Genomic DNA, 17,790 nt, shown 5'->3' with positions numbered 1-17,790 from the left:
CCGCGCCGGGTTCGGCCGCGCGCGCCGCGGGACGTCCGGCCGGACGCGCCGTCGGCATGGCGCTCCTGTACGCCGTACTGGGCATCATCGCCGTCCTGCAAGTATTTCCGCTGATCTGGCTGCTGTTCTTCTCCTTGAAGGACAACCAGGAAGTGTTCAATCTATCGCCGTTCGCCCTGCCGACCGACCCGAAGTGGGAGAATTACGCCAAGGTGTGGACCGAGGGCAACATTAGCCGGTATTTCTTCAACAGCGTCTGGTATACGGTGGCGGCGGTCGTCTTGACCGTCCTGCTGGCGAGTCTCGTGACGTTCGCCTTGACGCGGATGAACTGGAAGCTGAAGAAGCCGGTGCTCGGCCTGTTCATGGTCGGCATCATGATCCCGATCCACTCGACGCTCATTCCGCTGTTCCAAATGTTCATGAAAGCGAACCTGACGGACCATCCGCTATCGATCATTTTGACCTATACCGCGTTCAACCTGCCGCTAACGATCATGATTCTGCTCGGCTTCTATCAGACGCTCCCGCGCGAGGTCGAGGAAGCGGCAGTCATGGACGGCTGCTCGGTCAACCGGATTTTCTTCCAGATCATCCTGCCGATGACGGCCTCCGTGATCGCGACGACCGTCATCATCAACATGATTTATAACTGGAACGAGTTCGTGTTCGTCAACACGTTCATCAGCTCGGACAGCCTGAAGACGCTCACCGTCGGCATCCAGAACTTCATCGGCCAATATACGACGGATTGGGGCGCGATCGGCGCGACGCTGATGATCAGCATTTTGCCGATTCTGATCGTGTTCTTCATCCTTAGCAACCGGATCGTCGAAGGCATGACTGCCGGATCGGTCAAAGGATAACGCTCGCGGCGTACGCCGAACTATCGATGAAAGCAGGGGACCACCGTGACGAGAAACACCATGCAGCAGCACAATACGTTCTTCAATGCTCACCATTCGCCGATCGGCGCGTTCGCCAGCTTCACGCTCGGGTTCCCCGGCAGCGGCGGCGGGCTGGATCTGGAGCTGGGCCGCTCGCCGAAGCAGAATGTCTACATCGGCGTGGAATCGAAGGACGAGGCGGGCTTGTACGACGCGCTGCCATTCTTCGCGGCGGCGGACGACGAGAGCAAGCGCTACGATATCGAGAACATGGACCCGGAGCCGAACAAGCCGCGCATCATCCGGCCGTTCGCGAAGGAAGCGGTGAAGCGGGATTTTCGGCTCGGCACCGATACGTGGGAAGCCGGCGACCTGACGTTCACGATTCTGTCGCAGGCGCAGTCTGTGCCCGATCCGGCCACCGCATCGGAGGAGGAGCTGCAGCTTGCGCTCGTGCCGTCCGTGCTGGCGGAGCTTGTAATCGATAACCGGGCGGGAACGCGGCCGCGCCGCGCCTTCTTCGGCTACCAGGGGAGCGACCCGTACAGCTCGATGCGCCGGGTGGATGACACGCTGCCGGGCGTCGCGGGCATCGGCCAAGGTCGCTTGACGGCGATCACGTGCGCCGATCCGGGCGTGCGGTCGGCGCTGCACTTCAGCGTCGAGAACATCCTGACGACGCCGCAGGAGGAGAACTGGACGTTCGGCCTCGGTCCGGTCGGCGTGCTGCTCATGGACGTCCCCGCCGGGGAGAAGCGCACGTACCGGTTCGCGATCAGCTTCTACCGAGGCGGTCTCGTGACGGCCGGCATGGACGCCTCCTACTATTACACGCGTTACTTCCGGAACATCGAAGCGGTCGCGGACTATGCGCATGCGAATTACGAGGCGCTGCGCGGTCGGGCGCTGGCGTCCAATGCGCTTGCGGAAGCGCCGCATCTGTCGGAAGACCAACGCTTTATGCTCGCCCACGCCATCCGCAGCTATTACGGCTCGACCCAGCTGCTGGAGGCGGACGGGGAGCCGTTCTGGGTCGTGAACGAGGGCGAGTACCGGATGATGAACACGTTCGACCTGACCGTCGACCAGCTGTTCTTCGAACTCCAGATGAACCCGTGGACGGTGCGCAACGAGCTGGATATGTTCGTCAGCCGCTTCAGCTACGAGGATACGGTCCGCTTCCCGGGCGACGATGCCGAATACCCGGGCGGCCTTAGCTTCACGCACGATATGGGCGTTGCGAATACGATCTCGCGTCCGGGCTATTCCTCCTATGAGCTGTACGGCTTGGATGGCTGCTTCTCGCACATGACGCATGAGCAGCTCGTGAACTGGGTGCTGTGCGCGGCCGTCTATGTCGAGCAGACAAGCGATCGGGCATGGATGAAATCCAACATGGAGGTGCTCGTCCGCTGCTTCGAGAGCATGCTGAACCGCGACCATCCGGACCCGGCGCAGCGCAATGGCATCATGGGCCTCGACAGCAGCCGCGTTATGGGCGGGGCGGAAATCACGACGTACGACAGTCTCGACGTCTCGCTTGGCCAGGCGCGCAATAACATCTATCTCGCGGGCAAAAGCTGGGCTTCCTACGTCGCGCTCGAGAAGCTGTTCGCGGATCACGGACAGCCGGAGCTGTCCAAGCAGGCGGGCGAGCAGGCGGCGCGATGCGCGGCGACCATTACGAGCCATCTCAAGCCGGAGGGCTATATCCCGGCCGTTATCGGCGAGGGCAATGATTCGCGCATCATCCCGGCGATCGAGGGCTTGATCTTCCCGTACTTTACGAATCGCCGCGACGCGCTGGCCGCAGACGGGCCATACGCCGCTTATCTTGAAGCGCTGCGTACGCATTTGGACACCGTGCTGCAAGAAGGTATCTGCCTGTTCCCGGACGGCGGGTGGAAGATCTCGTCGACGAGCAACAACTCCTGGCTGAGCAAAATCTACCTATGCCAGTTCATCGCCCGCCGGATTCTCGGACTCGCGTGGGACGAGAAGGGCGCGGCTGCCGATGCGGCGCACGTCCGCTGGCTGACGCATCCGTCGCTGTCGGTATGGAGCTGGAGCGACCAGATTATTGCCGGGGAAATTGCGGGCAGCAAATACTACCCGCGCGGAGTGACGAGCATTCTTTGGCTGGAGGAAAGGGACTAAGGCTGCAATTCAAGGTTGTTCTGAGCGGATGCTCGGAGCAACCTTTTTATTTGCATGGGTGAGAAGATTCCTTTTTACCTGATGATGATAGATTGAGGACTGGTAGTTAGCTAATGCGATCATATATATAAGTTTGTGATATAATTTGTTTTATGAACACTAATGACCACTCTATAGATATCAACATGACCGATTTCGCGATGGCCTTCGAGGAACTGACCAGAATTATTATTCGGCTGCCATCCATTGAAAAACTAAGTTTTACTACGCTTTCTGTTCTTCATACGTTATCACGCAAGAGCCCTATGCGGTTAACGGAGCTGACGGCTACAGAACAAATTACGCAATCAGCCATCACACAGCTCGTTACCCGTCTGGAACGGGACGGATTGGTGGAGCGCCGGCCGGATCCGGGTGACGGTCGGGTCGTCCTTGTGCATATTACCGAGGAGGGAGCAAAAATAATTGATTCGCGCCGCTCAGAACGCATAGCTCACCTTTCGAACATGTTCGAAAAACTTACGCCGGAGGAGCAAACGGCTATTGCAGGTGCGATCCCTGCACTGATGCGTCTTTCTGAAATTGGCAACAATAACGTGTAATCATGGGAATGGGCTTGACCCAATAAGAAACTTCTTCCGAACAAGGCAAGCACGAGCTTGCCTTGTTTTTTATTTAGGGATGAACGCTTCGACAAGTGGTTGGTTTATATTAGATATTTATATTAGACATTTATATAAATTGATAATATAATTTCCTTAACTTGTTTTTCTGAAGGAGGAATTTTCTTCATGCCAAACGCCCCTTTCCCGCTTGAACCCCAGCCAATTTTCGTACCCGATGACGTACTTGCCGATCTGCGATACCGCCTCCAATCAACCAGATGGCCGCTGGATGCTGGCAATGAGGATTGGTTTTACGGCGTGAATCGAATGTATCTTGAAGGCTTGGTCGAGGAGTGGATAAACCGGTTCGATTGGCGAAAAGCCGAACGAGCCATAAACGCCTACGAACATTATCACGTGGACATTGACGGTGTACCCGTGCACTTCATGCGTAAACCTGGCAAGGGCCCAAGCCCAATCCCTCTAATCCTTTCCCATGGCTGGCCATGGACCTTCTGGCATTGGTCCAAAGTCATCGAGCCGCTGGCCGACCCTGCTGCCTTCGGAGGCGATCCAGCTGATGCCTTTGATGTTATCGTACCGTCACTCCCGGGTTTCGGCTTCTCCTCTCCACTGCCTAACCACCCCGATATGAACTTTTGGAAAATCGCCGATTTATGGCACACGCTCATGACGGATATTCTCGGCTATACCAAATATGCTGCGGCAGGCTGTGATGTCGGAGCGCTCGTAACCGGTCAGCTCGGCCATAAGTATCCGGATGAACTTTATGCCATCCATATCGGTTCGGCACAAAAACTCAGTTTGTTCAACGGGGAACGTGCTTGGGATCTCACGGGCGGCCGCCCCCTTCCGGACAATCTGCCCGAGCGCATCCGAACCCAAATTTTTGAACTGGACCGCCGTTTTGCCTCCCACCTTGCTGTCCATACCCTGGATCCCGGCACGCTGGCCTACGGTTTGAGCGACTCGCCTGTCGGCATGCTGGCGTGGATCTTGGAACGTTGGGCCAAATGGAGCAATAACAACGGCAATCTCGAGCATGTTTTCTCAAAGGATGATTTGCTGACGCACGCGACCATCTACTGGGTTACGAACACCATTGAAACGTCCATGCGCATATACGCGAACAATAACCGGTATCCGTGGACGGCTGTTCATGAACGCTGGCCTGTTATCGAAGCGCCAACGGGGATCACGTTCGTCGGTTATGAAAATCCGCCTGGCATTACGACTGACGCGCGCATTCAGCATTTTTTGGAGAGCGATCGTGCACCTTGGTACAACCATGTTAACATCACGGTTCATGAGAAGGGCGGGCATTTCATCCCTTGGGAGATTCCGAATGAGTGGGTGGAAGACATGCGCCGCACTTTTCGCGGAACGCGATAACCTGCCGCTCCCCCATTAGCGCAATCGTACACCTTAATTAAAGTTTGATCCTGGGAACAGTTTGCGCGGCGGCAGCTGTTCCTTTTATTGAGGGACGGGCAGGTTGCAGGGGATCTCGGCCGGCTGAGGGATACCGAACTGGCCTGCGTCCGTCAGCGTCGAAGGCGGCGGATTGTCTCGTGTGTGCTGCCGTACTCGTCGCCCGATCCCTTTGGCGCCGGATCGCGGAGTAAACTGGCAAAGGCATTAAGCTATAGGGCAGTTTACTACCAATAGATGCTATTATGAATTTGAAAGAATTATTTGGATTGGAGGCTCTTGTAGTGGGGATTAAGCTTGAGTTGTTAAATGAATCTGAATTCGGCATCATTGTTAATTGGATTAATAATTACGATGAGGATTTTCTAGTTCAATGGTCAGGGCTAACTTACAAGTTCCCATTGTCAACTGAACAAATGCTTACACACTATCTTAGAGGTATTAATTCACAGGAATCAGATGTGTATATATATAAAATTATTGATCAGCAGACTAATGAAATGATTGGGTCGCTACAGATTTGCCGATTCGATGCAAGTAACAATGAGGCGGTAGTCGGTCGGTTTATCATAGGAGAAGAACGATATAGAGCATCTGGAATTGGAACAAGTGCATTAAAAGCCTTATTGAAGATTGGCTTTACACAATTCAATCTAAATAGAATAAAATTGAACGTTTATGATACTAATCAACCTGCTATTCGTTGTTATGAACGACTCGGATTTAAAAAAGGAAGACTAACAGAGAATGTTTACACCTCAAGTCATGGTCATCAGTGGAGTAATTGGGAAATGTATTTAGATAAGGACATTTGGGAAAGCGAAGAAAATGTAGTTTAAATGTATGGTGCGACAAATACGACCCATTGAAGTAACGCAGGAACGATAGCTGAATAAACCCATGATGGCAGCCGGTCGCAAGATCGGCTGTCTTACCCGTTTAAAATTCCGCCGCCGTTCAACTAAAGGGTAGTGTAATGGGGAAATATGTTAATATTGGATTGCGATGCTTATGCTATTCCGAAAGGAGATTTATTGAAGATGCTTAGTGCTCAACAGGTCTTCATAAACTCATCGGTAATCAGGAAGCAGCCTGTGCTTGGGGGAATTTCCGCATTAAGGTCAACGTGACCGGTAAAGTATTCGACAGTGATTGGGCAATGGTTTGCGAAGTAGATCAAGGAAAGATACGGTTTTTTCAAATCTTTGAAGATACGGCCGCATTAGAAGAAGCTTTTGATCGTAAAACGTTGATTTGCTAGTGCATGAAAAAGTACTGCGAAAGAGTAAAAGCTTTGGTCAAGTTCTACGTTGCACTAACCTGGAGACGATAGTTAGTTCAGAAATAAGGAGCAGTATGCCGCCTTGGCTGCTGCTCCTTTTTTAGTTGAAGTAACGGGCATAATATTTCCATTATGTGTTAGAATAGTGTTGGTATTTACATTGCTTCGGCGACCTTTATATCGAAATTCGGGTTCTGAAAGGAAGATGACGATTGGAATTCGGAAACAATAACTTTTATATTGTTGCTGAAACAGAAAGGTTAGTTGTAAGGCCACTGATAATAGCTGATTACAATAATTGGTTGAGTGAATGTAAGAGCAGATTACCTTCACAACATCAATATGATGAAGGAAGTTCCGACATGAGTGAACGTACAGTTGAATGGTTCTCGGATTTCATTACCTACCATCAAGAATTAGCTGTAAAAGATAAAGCATATATATTCGGCGTTTTTCGCAAGGAAGACGGAAAACATGTAGGCATGATTGACTTTTCTACAATAGAAAGAGATGTGTTCCAGTGGGGAAGAATTGGTTATTCTATTCATAATCATTATTGGAATAATGGGTACGGAAAGGAAGCTGTAAAAGAAGCAATAAAAGTAGCATTCAATAAGCTTGGTTTCCATAGAATTGAAGCACACATCAATGTAGATAATGGCCCCTCAATTAAGTTGGCGGAAAGTGTGGGAATGGAATTTGAATGTATACGAAAGGGATTCATATTTGAGTTTGGCGAATGGACGGATAATTTGATTTACTTTAAAAACTCAATTTGAAAAATTCATCTTTCAATTGTAAGACCGAGGTTATTTTTAGTGAGCGAGGAAGACAGTGCCGGTTATATCCTGTCGGTTATCCCAGATGATAGTAAGCAATCGGAGAACGATAGCTGAATAAACCTATGATGGCAGCCGGTCACGAGATCGGCTGTTTTTGCTGAACGAACGGGCAGTATAAGGTGGGATTGTGCAGGAAGGAGAATACAGCCCACTTCTGGAATTTAGTACTAGGTAAACCAATCTAGGAGGTGTTCTTATGGGAGATGTATTCGATGCGCTGCCAGTCCTAGAAACCAATCGACTTAAACTAAGAAAGATAACAGTAGGAGATGTAGAGGATATGTATCTTTACTGTTCGAAGGAGGAAGTGCCGAGGTACGCTTCTTGGAACCCTCACCAAACCATAGCCGAAACAAAAGAGGCGATTGAGCGAGTACTTGTTCAGTGGGAGAATAAGAGCTTGGTTCATTGGGGGATTGAATATAAAGAAAACAGCAGGTTGATCGGTACAATAGAGTTCGCCACATGGGACAGACAGCATAAAATTGCCGAAATGGGATATGCCCTATCACCGGATTATTGGGGAAAAGGGATCGCAACGGAAGCCGTAAGAGAAGTAATCAAATTCGGTTTTACAAATATGAACTTGGTACGTATTCAAGCAAAATGTTACTTGGAAAATATCGGTTCTGCTCGAGTGATGGAAAAGGCGGAAATGTCATTTGAAGGAATTATTAGAAAGGGGCTCTTTATCAAAGGGAGACATCAGGATCTAAAAATGTACTCCATCCTAAAGGAAGAGTTTCAATCTATACGCTGAGTTAGGAACGATAGCTGAATGACGATACAGCGGCAGCCGACCAACATACGTTTCAGGGAGAGGGGATTACCCATGAAAGGTAAAGCCGAGCGAAGATCGGGAGAGAATCCTGAAATCCGCTCGGCTTAATTTTTCAGCAGGCCCTAACAGCCTCTAATTCTAGGTCTATACGATTTGGTGCCCCAGCCGCCCTCGACCTCGCGTTTCTGCGCATCCGTCAGCTCTTGTTCCAAATCGCGAAGCTCGACTTCCTTCTCGGCCTTCGGTTGCTGCTCGGCAGACTTTTCGTTCTCTGTCATTCTCTCGATCCCTCCGGTTTGTTGATAAACCCATTATAATACGACCAACCTGTCGGAGCCATTCCCCATTCGGGGGATACCTTCTGGGAGCACAGCGGGTTGACGCTAAAAATCCGTTGAAGTACCCGATGAAACGCGAACGCTCGCATAAGGGGATTGAACGGACGGGGAACGTGAATTCAATGCGACCGGCAGGATACTTGGTGACCGAGGCGAATATTATAGGGTTTGAATAATCGTAATGACGATGTTCGTGAACACTCGAAAAAAGCATTTAATAGCAGATGTTGAGGGGCAGATAGATGTGGGAACGGCAGAAAATAGTCTTACGGAAGAAACAAAAGCTAAGCTAATGGATAAATACGGTTTCACTGAATCTGAACCGTTAAAAGACACTCTGTTTCAAGGTGACATCGGCTTCACCATTAACTTTCCGATACTAATCACTTCAACTATTCTTATCGTGGTGCCAGGTTTTCTATTATATTTTTTCCTTAAAAAAAGAAAGCTATGAAGGATCAAATCCCATTAATTATTTAACTATCGTAGGAATGGTAGTTTAATACCTTTGAATTTATCCAGAAGATAACGCAAAGGTACGCAAATGTTCGCCAATACAAGCCGCTTCCGATAAAGAGGGGAATGATTTCAGTATGAAAATATATCGTTGGGATTATGAATCTTTATTTTTATTGACTACCCAACAGTTTTCAGATTACGTCAGCTTTCTCAAAGGCCAGCCTTTAATTGATGAATGGCCCAAAATAGTCATACACGATAATGAGTACCGTAAAGGTAAATACATTGACAATAGTGGGTTTATTGGAGGTTCGCCATTATTTAGCGAGAAAGCAAAAAGCGTTTTTCAAAAATTACTAGAAGGCAAAGCGGAATTTTTACCTGTAGAACATGAAAATGGCGATGTTTATTATATTGTAAATATTGTGAATGTGTTGAATTGTATTGATTATGAAACTGCCATTGTGAATAAAACAGAAATAATTGAAAACGTATTTATAACAGAAGTCCAAAAGTATGAATTCAAAGAGGAATTAGTCAAAGATGAATTGATGTTTAAAATTCCTGAAGATGTTGTTACGCGAGTATTTGTGACAGAAGAGTTTATAAGAATTGTTGATGAAAATGGGCTTGTAGGTTTTCGGTTTGAAGAGGTTTGGAACTCTAAAAAAGAAGAAGAAATTGAAAAAGAAATGCAATATGAGAAGCACCTTTCTGTCATTAAGCAGCATGCGGGGGCTGAATCTACATTCGAAGAGGCCTTGAATCTTATGAAAGAAGGAAAGGCATTTATTCATGAAGGTTCCAAAATTCAGCTTGATGAAAATGGTGACCTGCTCATTGGATACTTGCAATATACCGGAAAATATATTTGGATAAGCCCTGTATTTATTCCACCTAATTTCTTAGAATTGAAGTGGCATGAAGTTGAGAAAAGTCCACTGTAATCAAGATTAAACGATATTCATTGCGCTATCGTAGGAATGATAACTCAATCAGCCATCTGGATGAAGCTGCCGTTGTGATCGGCAGCTTCATTACGTTAACGGGGCAGAATCATCCTATCTAAACGTAACCTCTCTTAGGAATTAATCGTCTATTTAGGTGTTCTGAATTAAAGGGGGGAAGGTGTGCATTGAGAATCTCGATATATACTTGCGGAGTAATAATGGTGGGCGTTGTCTGGTTCTTTCTTTCCGTTTATTTTTCAGCCGGTGAGGAAACATGGTGGTCTGTTTTTAGGTTGGAGCGAATTAGTTTTGATGTTGTTGTCGCAGAGATATCTTGGTTTAAGGTTTCGATATTCGCAATGTTAAGTGCGATATATAACGAAAGTCCACCCTACAACGTTTGACCGCTATCTACGGTAATCGCTTGCCCCGTCATCGCTTCCTGCTCTAAGGCGGCGCAGATGAAAGTGGCGATATCTTCGGGCGTCGAGATCTGCTGCAGCAGAAGATTCGGGGCTAATCGCTGCATCTGTTCCTCTCTTCCAGCCCACCATCTTGTCGCGACGGCTCCTGGCACAATGCAGTTGACCCGGATTTCGGGTGCCAGAGCGCGGGCTAGCGATTTGGTCAGGCCGTGAACAGCGGCCTTCGATACGGCATAGGGCAGAGAAGAACCGAGACCGGTTTGTCCGGCGATGCTGCCTAGATTGACGATCGCGCCCTGCTTATTCTTCTTCATGTGAGGGGCGACGGCTCGCGCGCAGTAGAACATGCCTTTCACATTCACATCGAACAATTCATCCCATATTTCTCCGGTTACGGCTTCCAGATCGGCCATCGGGATATGCCGGGTGATGCTGGCGTTGTTGACGAGCAAGTCTACCGTGCCGAATTGCCGCACAATCGCTTCGACCATGTCCCGGACTTCTTGATCCTGGGATACGTCGGCTTGCATCGCCACGGCTTGTCCGCCTTCCGCATGAATGCTTCGCACGGTTTCTTCCGCCTCGGCTTTAGAACGGGAATAGTTCACAATCACGGTTGCCCCCCGTTTGGCTAGCAGGAGACTGGTTGCGCGGCCGATCCCCGTTCCGCCTCCCGTAACCAGCGCCACTTTCTTATCGATTTCCATGATCAACCCACTCCTTAGATGATGTAGTCAGCTTTATTGTAAATCTACTCAATCGATTTGTATAATTGAACTAATTGAAGGGTTGGATCAAATTTATTGAATCTTTGAACAAGGGGCGCATCATGGATCTGAAAACGTTAAAAACGTTCCAAATGGTCGTGAAATATGGCAGTTTTGTCCGAACGGCCCGGGAAATGAACTATGTGCAATCCACGGTTACGATGCAAATTCAGAAGCTCGAATTGGATCTGGGCGTTCAACTGATCGAGCGTGGTCATGGAAAAGAGTTTCGGTTAACAGAAGCCGGCAGGTTATTTCATGACCAAAGCCTGCAAATCGTAAAGCGAATGGAGCAATTACAATCCAGCTTATCGAATTTGCAAATGGGGGAAACGGGGCATGTTCGCATCGGCGTTACAGAGCCGACCGGGAGTTACCGGCTGCCTGGCCTATTGAAGGCATTCCTGTCCGACTATCCGAATATCCGCATTTCCTTGGAATTTGCGAACACGCCGACGCTGAGCGAACGAGTCCTGAAAGGGGAGCTTGATTTCTCGCTATGCTCGGCACCGGATTTAGGGGAAGACCTCTATTTCGAACCCTTGTTTCAGGAAGAGTTCGTCGTCGTGCTGCCTGAATCTCATCCGCTTGCGCGTAAAGAGGTGCTGTCTCTGGAGGATATCGTGGAATTTCGTCTGCTTCTCACTTCCGCAACCTGTCCTTATCGGCGAAAGCTGGAGATGTTGATTCAGGAAATCGGGCATGCACCGCTCGACACGATGGAGGTCGGAAGCATGACTGCCTTGAAATTTTTCGTGGAAAGCGGATTAGGCATCGCGCTTGTCCCGAGGATTGCAGTGGAACCTGTTTCAACGGGAACCGCAATACGAGCAATGCACGGCAGCCGTATCCATATGAATGTCGGACTCCTCTGCAAAACAACGTCGTATCCCTTGCAGCTGGCCAGTCAAAAGCTGTATCAATTTCTGAAGCTCCGTCTGGGTGAGGGAGCGACCTCGTAAGCCGCATATTTGTGCAGCAAAGAATAGCAAAGCCTTGAGCCTGCTTCAGCAGGCTCAAGGCTTTTAAACATGCGCTAAAGTGTGTGAAGCTCCCGTTGATTCGCCGTTCTCATCACCGCAGCGCCCATACGGCTTGCACGATGACGGCTGCCTCAGCGCGGGTCAATGCCGCTGCCGGGCGCAGCTGGCCCGCGCTGCCTTTCACGATGCCGGCCTTCACGAGCGCGGCCGCGCTTTCCTTGGCATAGCCGGCCACGCTGCCCGCATCGGCGAACGATTCGAGCGAGGCGCCCGCTGGCAATGGCTTGCCCGCCGCCTTCAAGGCGAGCGCGGTCAAGGTCATCATATCTTGGCGGGTGATCGCTTGCTCCGGCCGGAACCGGTTCTGCCCGGTGCCGGATGCGATGCCGAGCGCTTGCGCGGCGGCAACCGCTTCGTAATAGTAGTCGGATGGCTTCACGTCCGCGAACGGCGCCGCAGGCGCTGCATCTGCCTTTAGCTCCAGCGCGCGTACGAGCAGGGCGACGAAATCGGCCCGGCTGATAGCGTTCGCCGGTGCGAATGCCTCATCCGTAACGCCGTTAATGATGCCTCGAGCAGCCATGGCTTCTACGGCTGCCTTCGCCCACGGCGCGGCCTGCAGATCGCCGAAGGTCTTCGTGGAGTAAGCAATCGCATAGTTGCTGAAGTGCGTCGTGCGGAACTGCACCGTTCCGCTGACCGTGTCGTATCGGCCGCTTGCGACCGGTTCGACTTGGCCTTCGCCGTTGATGTGCCAGACGACGATTCGCTCCGGATGTTGAAGTTCCTCCGATGTTGGCTTATACGGAACCGCGACTTCGACCGACGCGGCCGGGTTGTTCCAGTCGAGCGTCTTGTCTCCTGACGCGAGCTCAAGCGAGATGACCGGACGAGCGCCGATCTGTTCGCGCTCCGACTCGGCTATGCCGCTTGCCACGGTGCCGGTGCCGACGCGCAATGTTACGAGCTCGGAGCTGCCCGCCTTCGTACCGGCGAGCATGTTCGATGGCAGTGTGACTGTGCCTGCCGCCGTGCGCAGCACGAACACGTAATTACTCGCGCTGTTCAGCAGCGAAGCAGGAAGCTGCACGTCATAGCCGTTCGCGTTGGACTGGGCCGGCAGATCGATGACGATCTGCTTGCCGCCTTGCGAGTTGGCCGCGGCTTGCTTCAGCGCTTCGTTCAAGCTGTCCGCGCTTAGTGCTGCGCTCGCGCGTCCGTCCTTCGTCTGCACGGGCGGGGTGACGACGATTTGTCCGTCTTTCCTCTCGATCTTCGTGCCTGAAGGCGGTACCGCTGCCCCGCCGCCGCCCGATGGTCCTGGCGTGCTCGTCTGTGCCTTCGCCAGGCGGAGGACGCCGAGCTTGGACGTGTTCATGTACGAGGAGCCGGACGGGTCGGCCCAGTTGGCGACGCTGTCGCGGTCGCCGTCGCCGTCTTCGTCGTTGTTCACTTGGAATTCGAAGCCGACGAGCGTGCCATTGGCCGGCGTAATCGTATCGAGCGCGATTGCGGTCTCGACGATGTAGCCGCCTTCGATCGTCTTGGTCGCCGTGACGTAGTTGTCCTGCGACGCATGGCCGCCGACCGACTTGACGTTGTTGAAGTTGATCCGGTATTGGCCGTCATCTTCCTCGTAGGACTCCGTCTTGCCATTGTTCTGGTCGACGAATAGCTCGACGGAATCCTCCTCATAGGCGTTATCGCTCGCGTCGGACAGCTTGGCGTCCGTGATTACCGCGTAGACGTACAGGTTATCGGCGTCCCACATCGTGCGGAATTTCGCCGTGGCGCCGCTTGTTCCTTCGACCCAGATACCAGTCGAGAGCTCGGCGGCATTATTCCATGCCGCATCCATGACGCCGTCTACTTGCGGCGTGCCGAACGCGGACTCGGCGACCTTCGGCGCGGCGGCGAGCGTCAGCTTGCCGTATCCGATCGCGTCGGTATCCTGCGCGCTGCGTGGATCGCTCCACGAGACGATGGCGCCGTTGCGTCCTTGCTCGGAGCCGTCGTTCACGCCGCTGTCCGAGACGCGCACGTCGAAGACGAGCTGGCTGCCGATCGCGGAGCCGGCCGGGATCGGAAGGGCGGCATAGGCGGTGTAGCCGCCGGTGCCTTCGGTCGCGCCTTGGCTGCCGCGGGCGATCTTCACCGTCTGCGTGCCGTTATTCTGAAGGAACAGCTCGACCGCGTCGTCCGCCGCGATGTACGTGTCCTTCACCGCTACCTTCGCATACAGCTTCTCGTTATCCCACAGCAGCTTTACGTCCGCGCTAAGCGTACCGACCTCTTCGGTCGCAAGCGCGGGCACGAGCTGCCATGCGGCATCCGCCGCGCCTTGAGCTGGCGTGCCTTGTAATACGGAGCCGACCTTGCCGACGACGGGGAGCTTCGTCGGATCGACCATGCCCCAGTAGGCTGGCTTTGCCTGCAGGCGCGTGCTGAACGGGAACGGGGCGTCCTGTCTTGTGATCGGACGATTCGTCAGCCACGTATGGTCGTCGGCGACGCCCCAGATCGTGACGTTGCTGATCCAGCCGCCCGGATTTTGCGCCGTGCGCCCTTCGTTGTCGAGCTTACGCAGCGCGTCGAACAATTCTTTGTACCGGTAGCCCTGCTTGTTCAGCAAGTTATCCGGCACGGTCGTATACGCGTCGGTGTTGTTCGTGTACACCGAAACATCGAGCTCGGTAATTTGGTTATCGAAGCCGGCCTCGCCGAATTTGCGGATCGAGTCCGTGATTTGCTGGATGGACGGGCCCGTAATGTTGATGTGAGTTTGGTGGCCCACGCCGTCGATCGGCACGCCGTCTTCTTTCAAGCGCGTGACCAAATCGAACAGGAAATCGCGCTTCTTCGGGTTGTGCGTGCTGTAGTCGTTGATGTAGAGCTTCGCGCTCTCCGCGTTCGCGATCGCCGCCGCCGAGGCATCCGGCTTGAACGTCTGCAGATGGTCGAGGACGTAGCGCGTGCGCGTGAATGCGGTGCGGATGAAATCATCGCCCGTGATGCGGTACCACTGGCTATCGCGCATGCCGTCCGGTCGGCCCTCGTCGATGACCTCGTTGACGACGTCGTACGCCTTGGCCACATCGGCGTAACGCGGGACGACGATGTCGATGTAATCCGAGAGGCGCTTCAGCACGGTCGCTTTGTTCGTCTCATTCGGTTCAAAGTATTGTCCCTGCGCGTCCTTAAGCATCCACTCCGCCCCTTGTGAGTGCCAGAGCAGGGTGTGGAAGCGGAGCGTCAAATTGTTCTCTCGCGCATAATTCGCAATGTTGTCCGCGGTTCCGAAATTCCAGGTCGCGCTGTCGCTGTTCTTGCTGATGGAATCGGGCTTCATGGAGTTCTCGGCGACGATGGAGTTATAGTGGCGGAGCAGCAGCTCTTCGTGCGACCCCTCCAGCTGGGCGGGCTCGACGGCCGCGCCGATCTCGAAGTAGTCGTCGTAGACGGTCTTGAGCTGCGGAATATCCGTCTGCACCGGAAGCGGACCTTCGACGGCGCCGAGATATTCCAGCTTGAAGTCGTCTATGTAGAACGAGCGCGGGCCGCCATAGTTATTGGCGACTTCCACGTACGCGTTCAGGACGGACGGCGTGTTCGGCAGCGTGAAGTCGCCGCTCAGCTGAACCCATGCGTCGTCGGTCACGGTTGTGTTGGCCGATACGTTCGTGAACGTATTGTCGCCGTGCTGGACGCTGATGCGGATGACGGTCGCTTCCTGTCCAGGCGCCATTTTGGCCCACGTCGACAACCGGTATTTGCTGTTCTTCTGCATCTTGCCGAGCACGTTCAGCAGCGGTCCTTGGTATTGCTCGGAGGCTGCCGTAAGCAGCGATTTCGAGCCGCCAGCCGTATGGTTGTCGGCCGATGATACTTCGATCGGGTCAGTGCCGTTGCGCGCGCCCCAGCCCTGCAGGCCGCCGGTCTCGAAGTCGGCCGCAACGCCGGATTGGTCGCCGCCTCCCGGCTGTCCGCCGCCCGAGCCCGGCGTCACGTCCACGATCAGCACTTCGTCGATGTACAGATCGGCGCTGGAGGTCGTGCCGTCCGCGGCTTCGACCCAGATGAGCGCTTCTTTCGTGCCGCTCGGCATCTCGTACGCTTTCGCCTCGAACGTCGTCCAAGCGTCGGCGGTCACCGGCTTGTTGCCAATGATCCACGGATATTTGTTCTCAAGCGCCGGGGAGTCGATCTTGGAGGCGATGTGGTAGGTGCCGGTGGATTCGCCGTGCCTGACCTTGAGCGAGATGTCGTACACATGGTCCGACAAGAGAACGTTCGTCAGATTCAAGCTAGGCTTGCTGTCGCTCGATTCCCGGTTCGTGAATTTCAAGGCATGCGTGCCGTCGCTCGCCTGCTCGGTCGTCACGACCGCGTCGCCGGCTTTGCCCCAAGACAGCTTCGCCCAGCCGCCGGTCGCGCCGTCCTCGAAGTCCTGCTTCAGGACGACCGTGCCGTCCTCGGCTGCTTGCGCCTTCGCGGGCGCCCAGCCCCCGGGCAGGAGCAGAGCGGCGGCCAATAGCAGCGACGCCGCTTTTTTGATGCTGCTGCGCATTGCGTAACCCCCTTAATAAGATGAAGTGAAGCGCTTTCATCATACCGCCGGGGCGGTTTGGCAAGCACTTGAGGAAGTAAAGAACGTACTGTAGGAATTAAAGGAAGTGGTAGGGCCAGAGACTTCGCTCACAGAGATAGAGGTTCGAATTATTGACGAAAAAATCTAGATTCTAACACTACGGATTCTCAAATTAGAAGGCACCATTGAAAGAATAACGTCTTTATATTCTGTCTTCTATTGGGTCTCGCTGGATTACGGGTACTTTTTACAAGAATATAATCTATACTTTTTCACTATTCCAACTATAGTGCCTTGTCCATTCCATTTTGTTCCAGTAGCATAGAGTATGCGCGGGCAAGCAAAGGGCAGCGCGTAATGCGGGCTGTCCCGAAATCCGGAGAGGAGAAAATAACAATGGCGTATGTAACCGTAGCAGAAGAGAATGGCGCACCAGTAGATATTTATTACGAGGATCAGGGAAGCGGAAAGCCGATCGTGCTGATTCACGGCTGGCCATTGAGCGGACGTTCGTGGGAGGCGCAGGTGCCGGCGTTGGTGGAAGCGGGCTACCGCGTCATAACCTATGACCGCCGCGGCTTCGGCAAGTCGTCCCAGCCATGGGGCGGGTACGATTACGATACGTTCTCGGCCGATTTGAACAGACTGCTGGAGCATTTGAACCTGAATGAGGTGACGTTGGTCGGCTTCTCGATGGGCGGAGGCGAAGTGGCCCGTTATATCGGGACCTATGGCAGCAAGCGCGTGACGAAAGCGGTGCTCGCCGCCGCGGTTCCGCCATACTTCTATAAGTCGGAGGACCATCCGGAAGGCGGACTGGACGAAGCGACCATTCAAGCGTTCCAACACGGCTTGAAATCCGATCGAATCGCGTTCCTCGATAATTTCACAACGAATTTCTTCGCCGTTCGCGGCCGTACAGATTTGGTCAGCGAGGCGTTCCGGACGTACAATCGCGATATCGCGGCGCTCGCATCCCCGAAAGGCACGATCGATTGCGTCGCGGCGTTCGGACGTACCGATTTCCGCGGGGATCTGGCCAAGTTCGACCTGCCGACGCTGATCATTCACAGCGATGCCGACGCCATCGTCCCGATCGAGGTGAGCGGTCAACGCGCGCATGACATGATCCCGGGCAGCCGGCTAGTCGTGATCAAAGACGCTCCGCACGGACTGAATGCGACGCATGCCGAGGAATTCAATGCCGCGCTGATTGACTTCTTGAATAGCTAAACCATAGATGAGGGTGCCCCTCAAACCAAAAATGGCTTCGC

14 protein-coding genes are annotated in these 17,790 nt (G+C 53.0%); 11 read left to right on the top strand and 3 right to left on the bottom strand.

Annotated elements, in window-relative coordinates; all coding sequences use genetic code 11:
• Window positions 1-56: 56 nt before the first annotated feature.
• The 7 genes from ACFSKT_RS22850 to ACFSKT_RS22820 all read left to right on the top strand — a co-directional run bounded on the left by ACFSKT_RS22850 (window position 57) and on the right by ACFSKT_RS22820 (window position 7,985).
• On the top strand, window positions 57-866 hold the full coding sequence (locus ACFSKT_RS22850) for a carbohydrate ABC transporter permease (protein WP_377717885.1): 810 nt from the start codon (window positions 57-59) through the stop codon (window positions 864-866).
• A 60-nt stretch (window positions 867-926) separates the two neighbouring features.
• On the top strand, window positions 927-3,044 hold the full coding sequence (locus ACFSKT_RS22845; protein WP_377717884.1) for a glycoside hydrolase family 52 protein: 2,118 nt from the start codon (window positions 927-929) through the stop codon (window positions 3,042-3,044).
• Window positions 3,045-3,229: 185 nt separating this feature from the next.
• Window positions 3,230-3,646, top strand: coding sequence for a MarR family winged helix-turn-helix transcriptional regulator (locus ACFSKT_RS22840; RefSeq protein ID WP_377776353.1), 417 nt, complete (start codon window positions 3,230-3,232; stop codon window positions 3,644-3,646).
• A gap of 189 nt (window positions 3,647-3,835) precedes the next feature.
• Window positions 3,836-5,062, top strand: coding sequence for an epoxide hydrolase family protein (locus ACFSKT_RS22835; protein WP_377717657.1), 1,227 nt, complete (start codon window positions 3,836-3,838; stop codon window positions 5,060-5,062).
• A 323-nt stretch (window positions 5,063-5,385) separates the two neighbouring features.
• The gene (locus ACFSKT_RS22830; RefSeq protein ID WP_377717656.1) at window positions 5,386-5,940 is read left to right on the top strand and encodes a GNAT family N-acetyltransferase; all 555 of its coding nucleotides are present in this window, start codon (window positions 5,386-5,388) and stop codon (window positions 5,938-5,940) included.
• 655 nt (window positions 5,941-6,595) lie between these two features.
• Window positions 6,596-7,162 carry a GNAT family N-acetyltransferase gene (locus ACFSKT_RS22825; RefSeq protein WP_377717655.1) on the top strand — a complete coding sequence of 189 codons (567 nt, stop codon included), beginning with the start codon at window positions 6,596-6,598 and terminating at the stop codon, window positions 7,160-7,162.
• A 259-nt stretch (window positions 7,163-7,421) separates the two neighbouring features.
• Window positions 7,422-7,985, top strand: a complete 564-nt coding sequence (locus ACFSKT_RS22820) for a GNAT family N-acetyltransferase (RefSeq protein WP_377717654.1) — start codon at window positions 7,422-7,424, stop codon at window positions 7,983-7,985.
• A gap of 143 nt (window positions 7,986-8,128) precedes the next feature.
• Here ACFSKT_RS22820 and ACFSKT_RS22815 read toward each other — a convergent pair whose 3' ends face one another.
• Window positions 8,129-8,284 carry a hypothetical protein gene (locus ACFSKT_RS22815; protein ID WP_377717653.1) on the bottom strand — a complete coding sequence of 52 codons (156 nt, stop codon included), beginning with the start codon at window positions 8,282-8,284 and terminating at the stop codon, window positions 8,129-8,131.
• A 241-nt stretch (window positions 8,285-8,525) separates the two neighbouring features.
• Here ACFSKT_RS22815 and ACFSKT_RS22810 point away from each other — a divergent pair, with 241 nt between their 5' ends.
• Both ACFSKT_RS22810 and ACFSKT_RS22805 read left to right on the top strand, forming a co-directional pair.
• Window positions 8,526-8,798: a hypothetical protein gene (locus ACFSKT_RS22810; RefSeq protein WP_377717652.1), complete on the top strand. Its 273-nt coding sequence runs from the start codon at window positions 8,526-8,528 to the stop codon at window positions 8,796-8,798.
• Between the two features lie 139 nt (window positions 8,799-8,937).
• Window positions 8,938-9,750, top strand: coding sequence for an imm11 family protein (locus ACFSKT_RS22805; protein WP_377717651.1), 813 nt, complete (start codon window positions 8,938-8,940; stop codon window positions 9,748-9,750).
• 394 nt (window positions 9,751-10,144) lie between these two features.
• Here the strand turns inward: ACFSKT_RS22805 and ACFSKT_RS22800 are convergent, their stop codons facing one another.
• Window positions 10,145-10,885: an SDR family NAD(P)-dependent oxidoreductase gene (locus tag ACFSKT_RS22800; RefSeq protein WP_377717650.1), complete on the bottom strand. Its 741-nt coding sequence runs from the start codon at window positions 10,883-10,885 to the stop codon at window positions 10,145-10,147.
• A 122-nt stretch (window positions 10,886-11,007) separates the two neighbouring features.
• Between ACFSKT_RS22800 and ACFSKT_RS22795 the strand changes: the two genes are divergently transcribed.
• Window positions 11,008-11,907 carry a LysR family transcriptional regulator gene (locus ACFSKT_RS22795; RefSeq protein WP_377717649.1) on the top strand — a complete coding sequence of 300 codons (900 nt, stop codon included), beginning with the start codon at window positions 11,008-11,010 and terminating at the stop codon, window positions 11,905-11,907.
• 112 nt (window positions 11,908-12,019) lie between these two features.
• On the opposite strand, the gene ACFSKT_RS22790 is transcribed toward ACFSKT_RS22795, so the two are convergent.
• Window positions 12,020-16,495, bottom strand: coding sequence for an endo-1,4-beta-xylanase (locus ACFSKT_RS22790; RefSeq protein ID WP_377717648.1), 4,476 nt, complete (start codon window positions 16,493-16,495; stop codon window positions 12,020-12,022).
• A 417-nt stretch (window positions 16,496-16,912) separates the two neighbouring features.
• Here ACFSKT_RS22790 and ACFSKT_RS22785 point away from each other — a divergent pair, with 417 nt between their 5' ends.
• The gene (locus ACFSKT_RS22785) at window positions 16,913-17,749 is read left to right on the top strand and encodes an alpha/beta fold hydrolase (RefSeq protein WP_377717647.1); all 837 of its coding nucleotides are present in this window, start codon (window positions 16,913-16,915) and stop codon (window positions 17,747-17,749) included.
• The last annotated feature ends 41 nt before the right edge of the window (window positions 17,750-17,790 follow it).

Source organism: Paenibacillus xanthanilyticus, assembly GCF_042682185.1.
Lineage (GTDB): Bacteria > Bacillota > Bacilli > Paenibacillales > Paenibacillaceae > Paenibacillus_Z > Paenibacillus_Z xanthanilyticus.
Note: the sequence above shows the minus strand (reverse complement) of the source record. Positions and strands in the feature narration are given on the sequence as shown.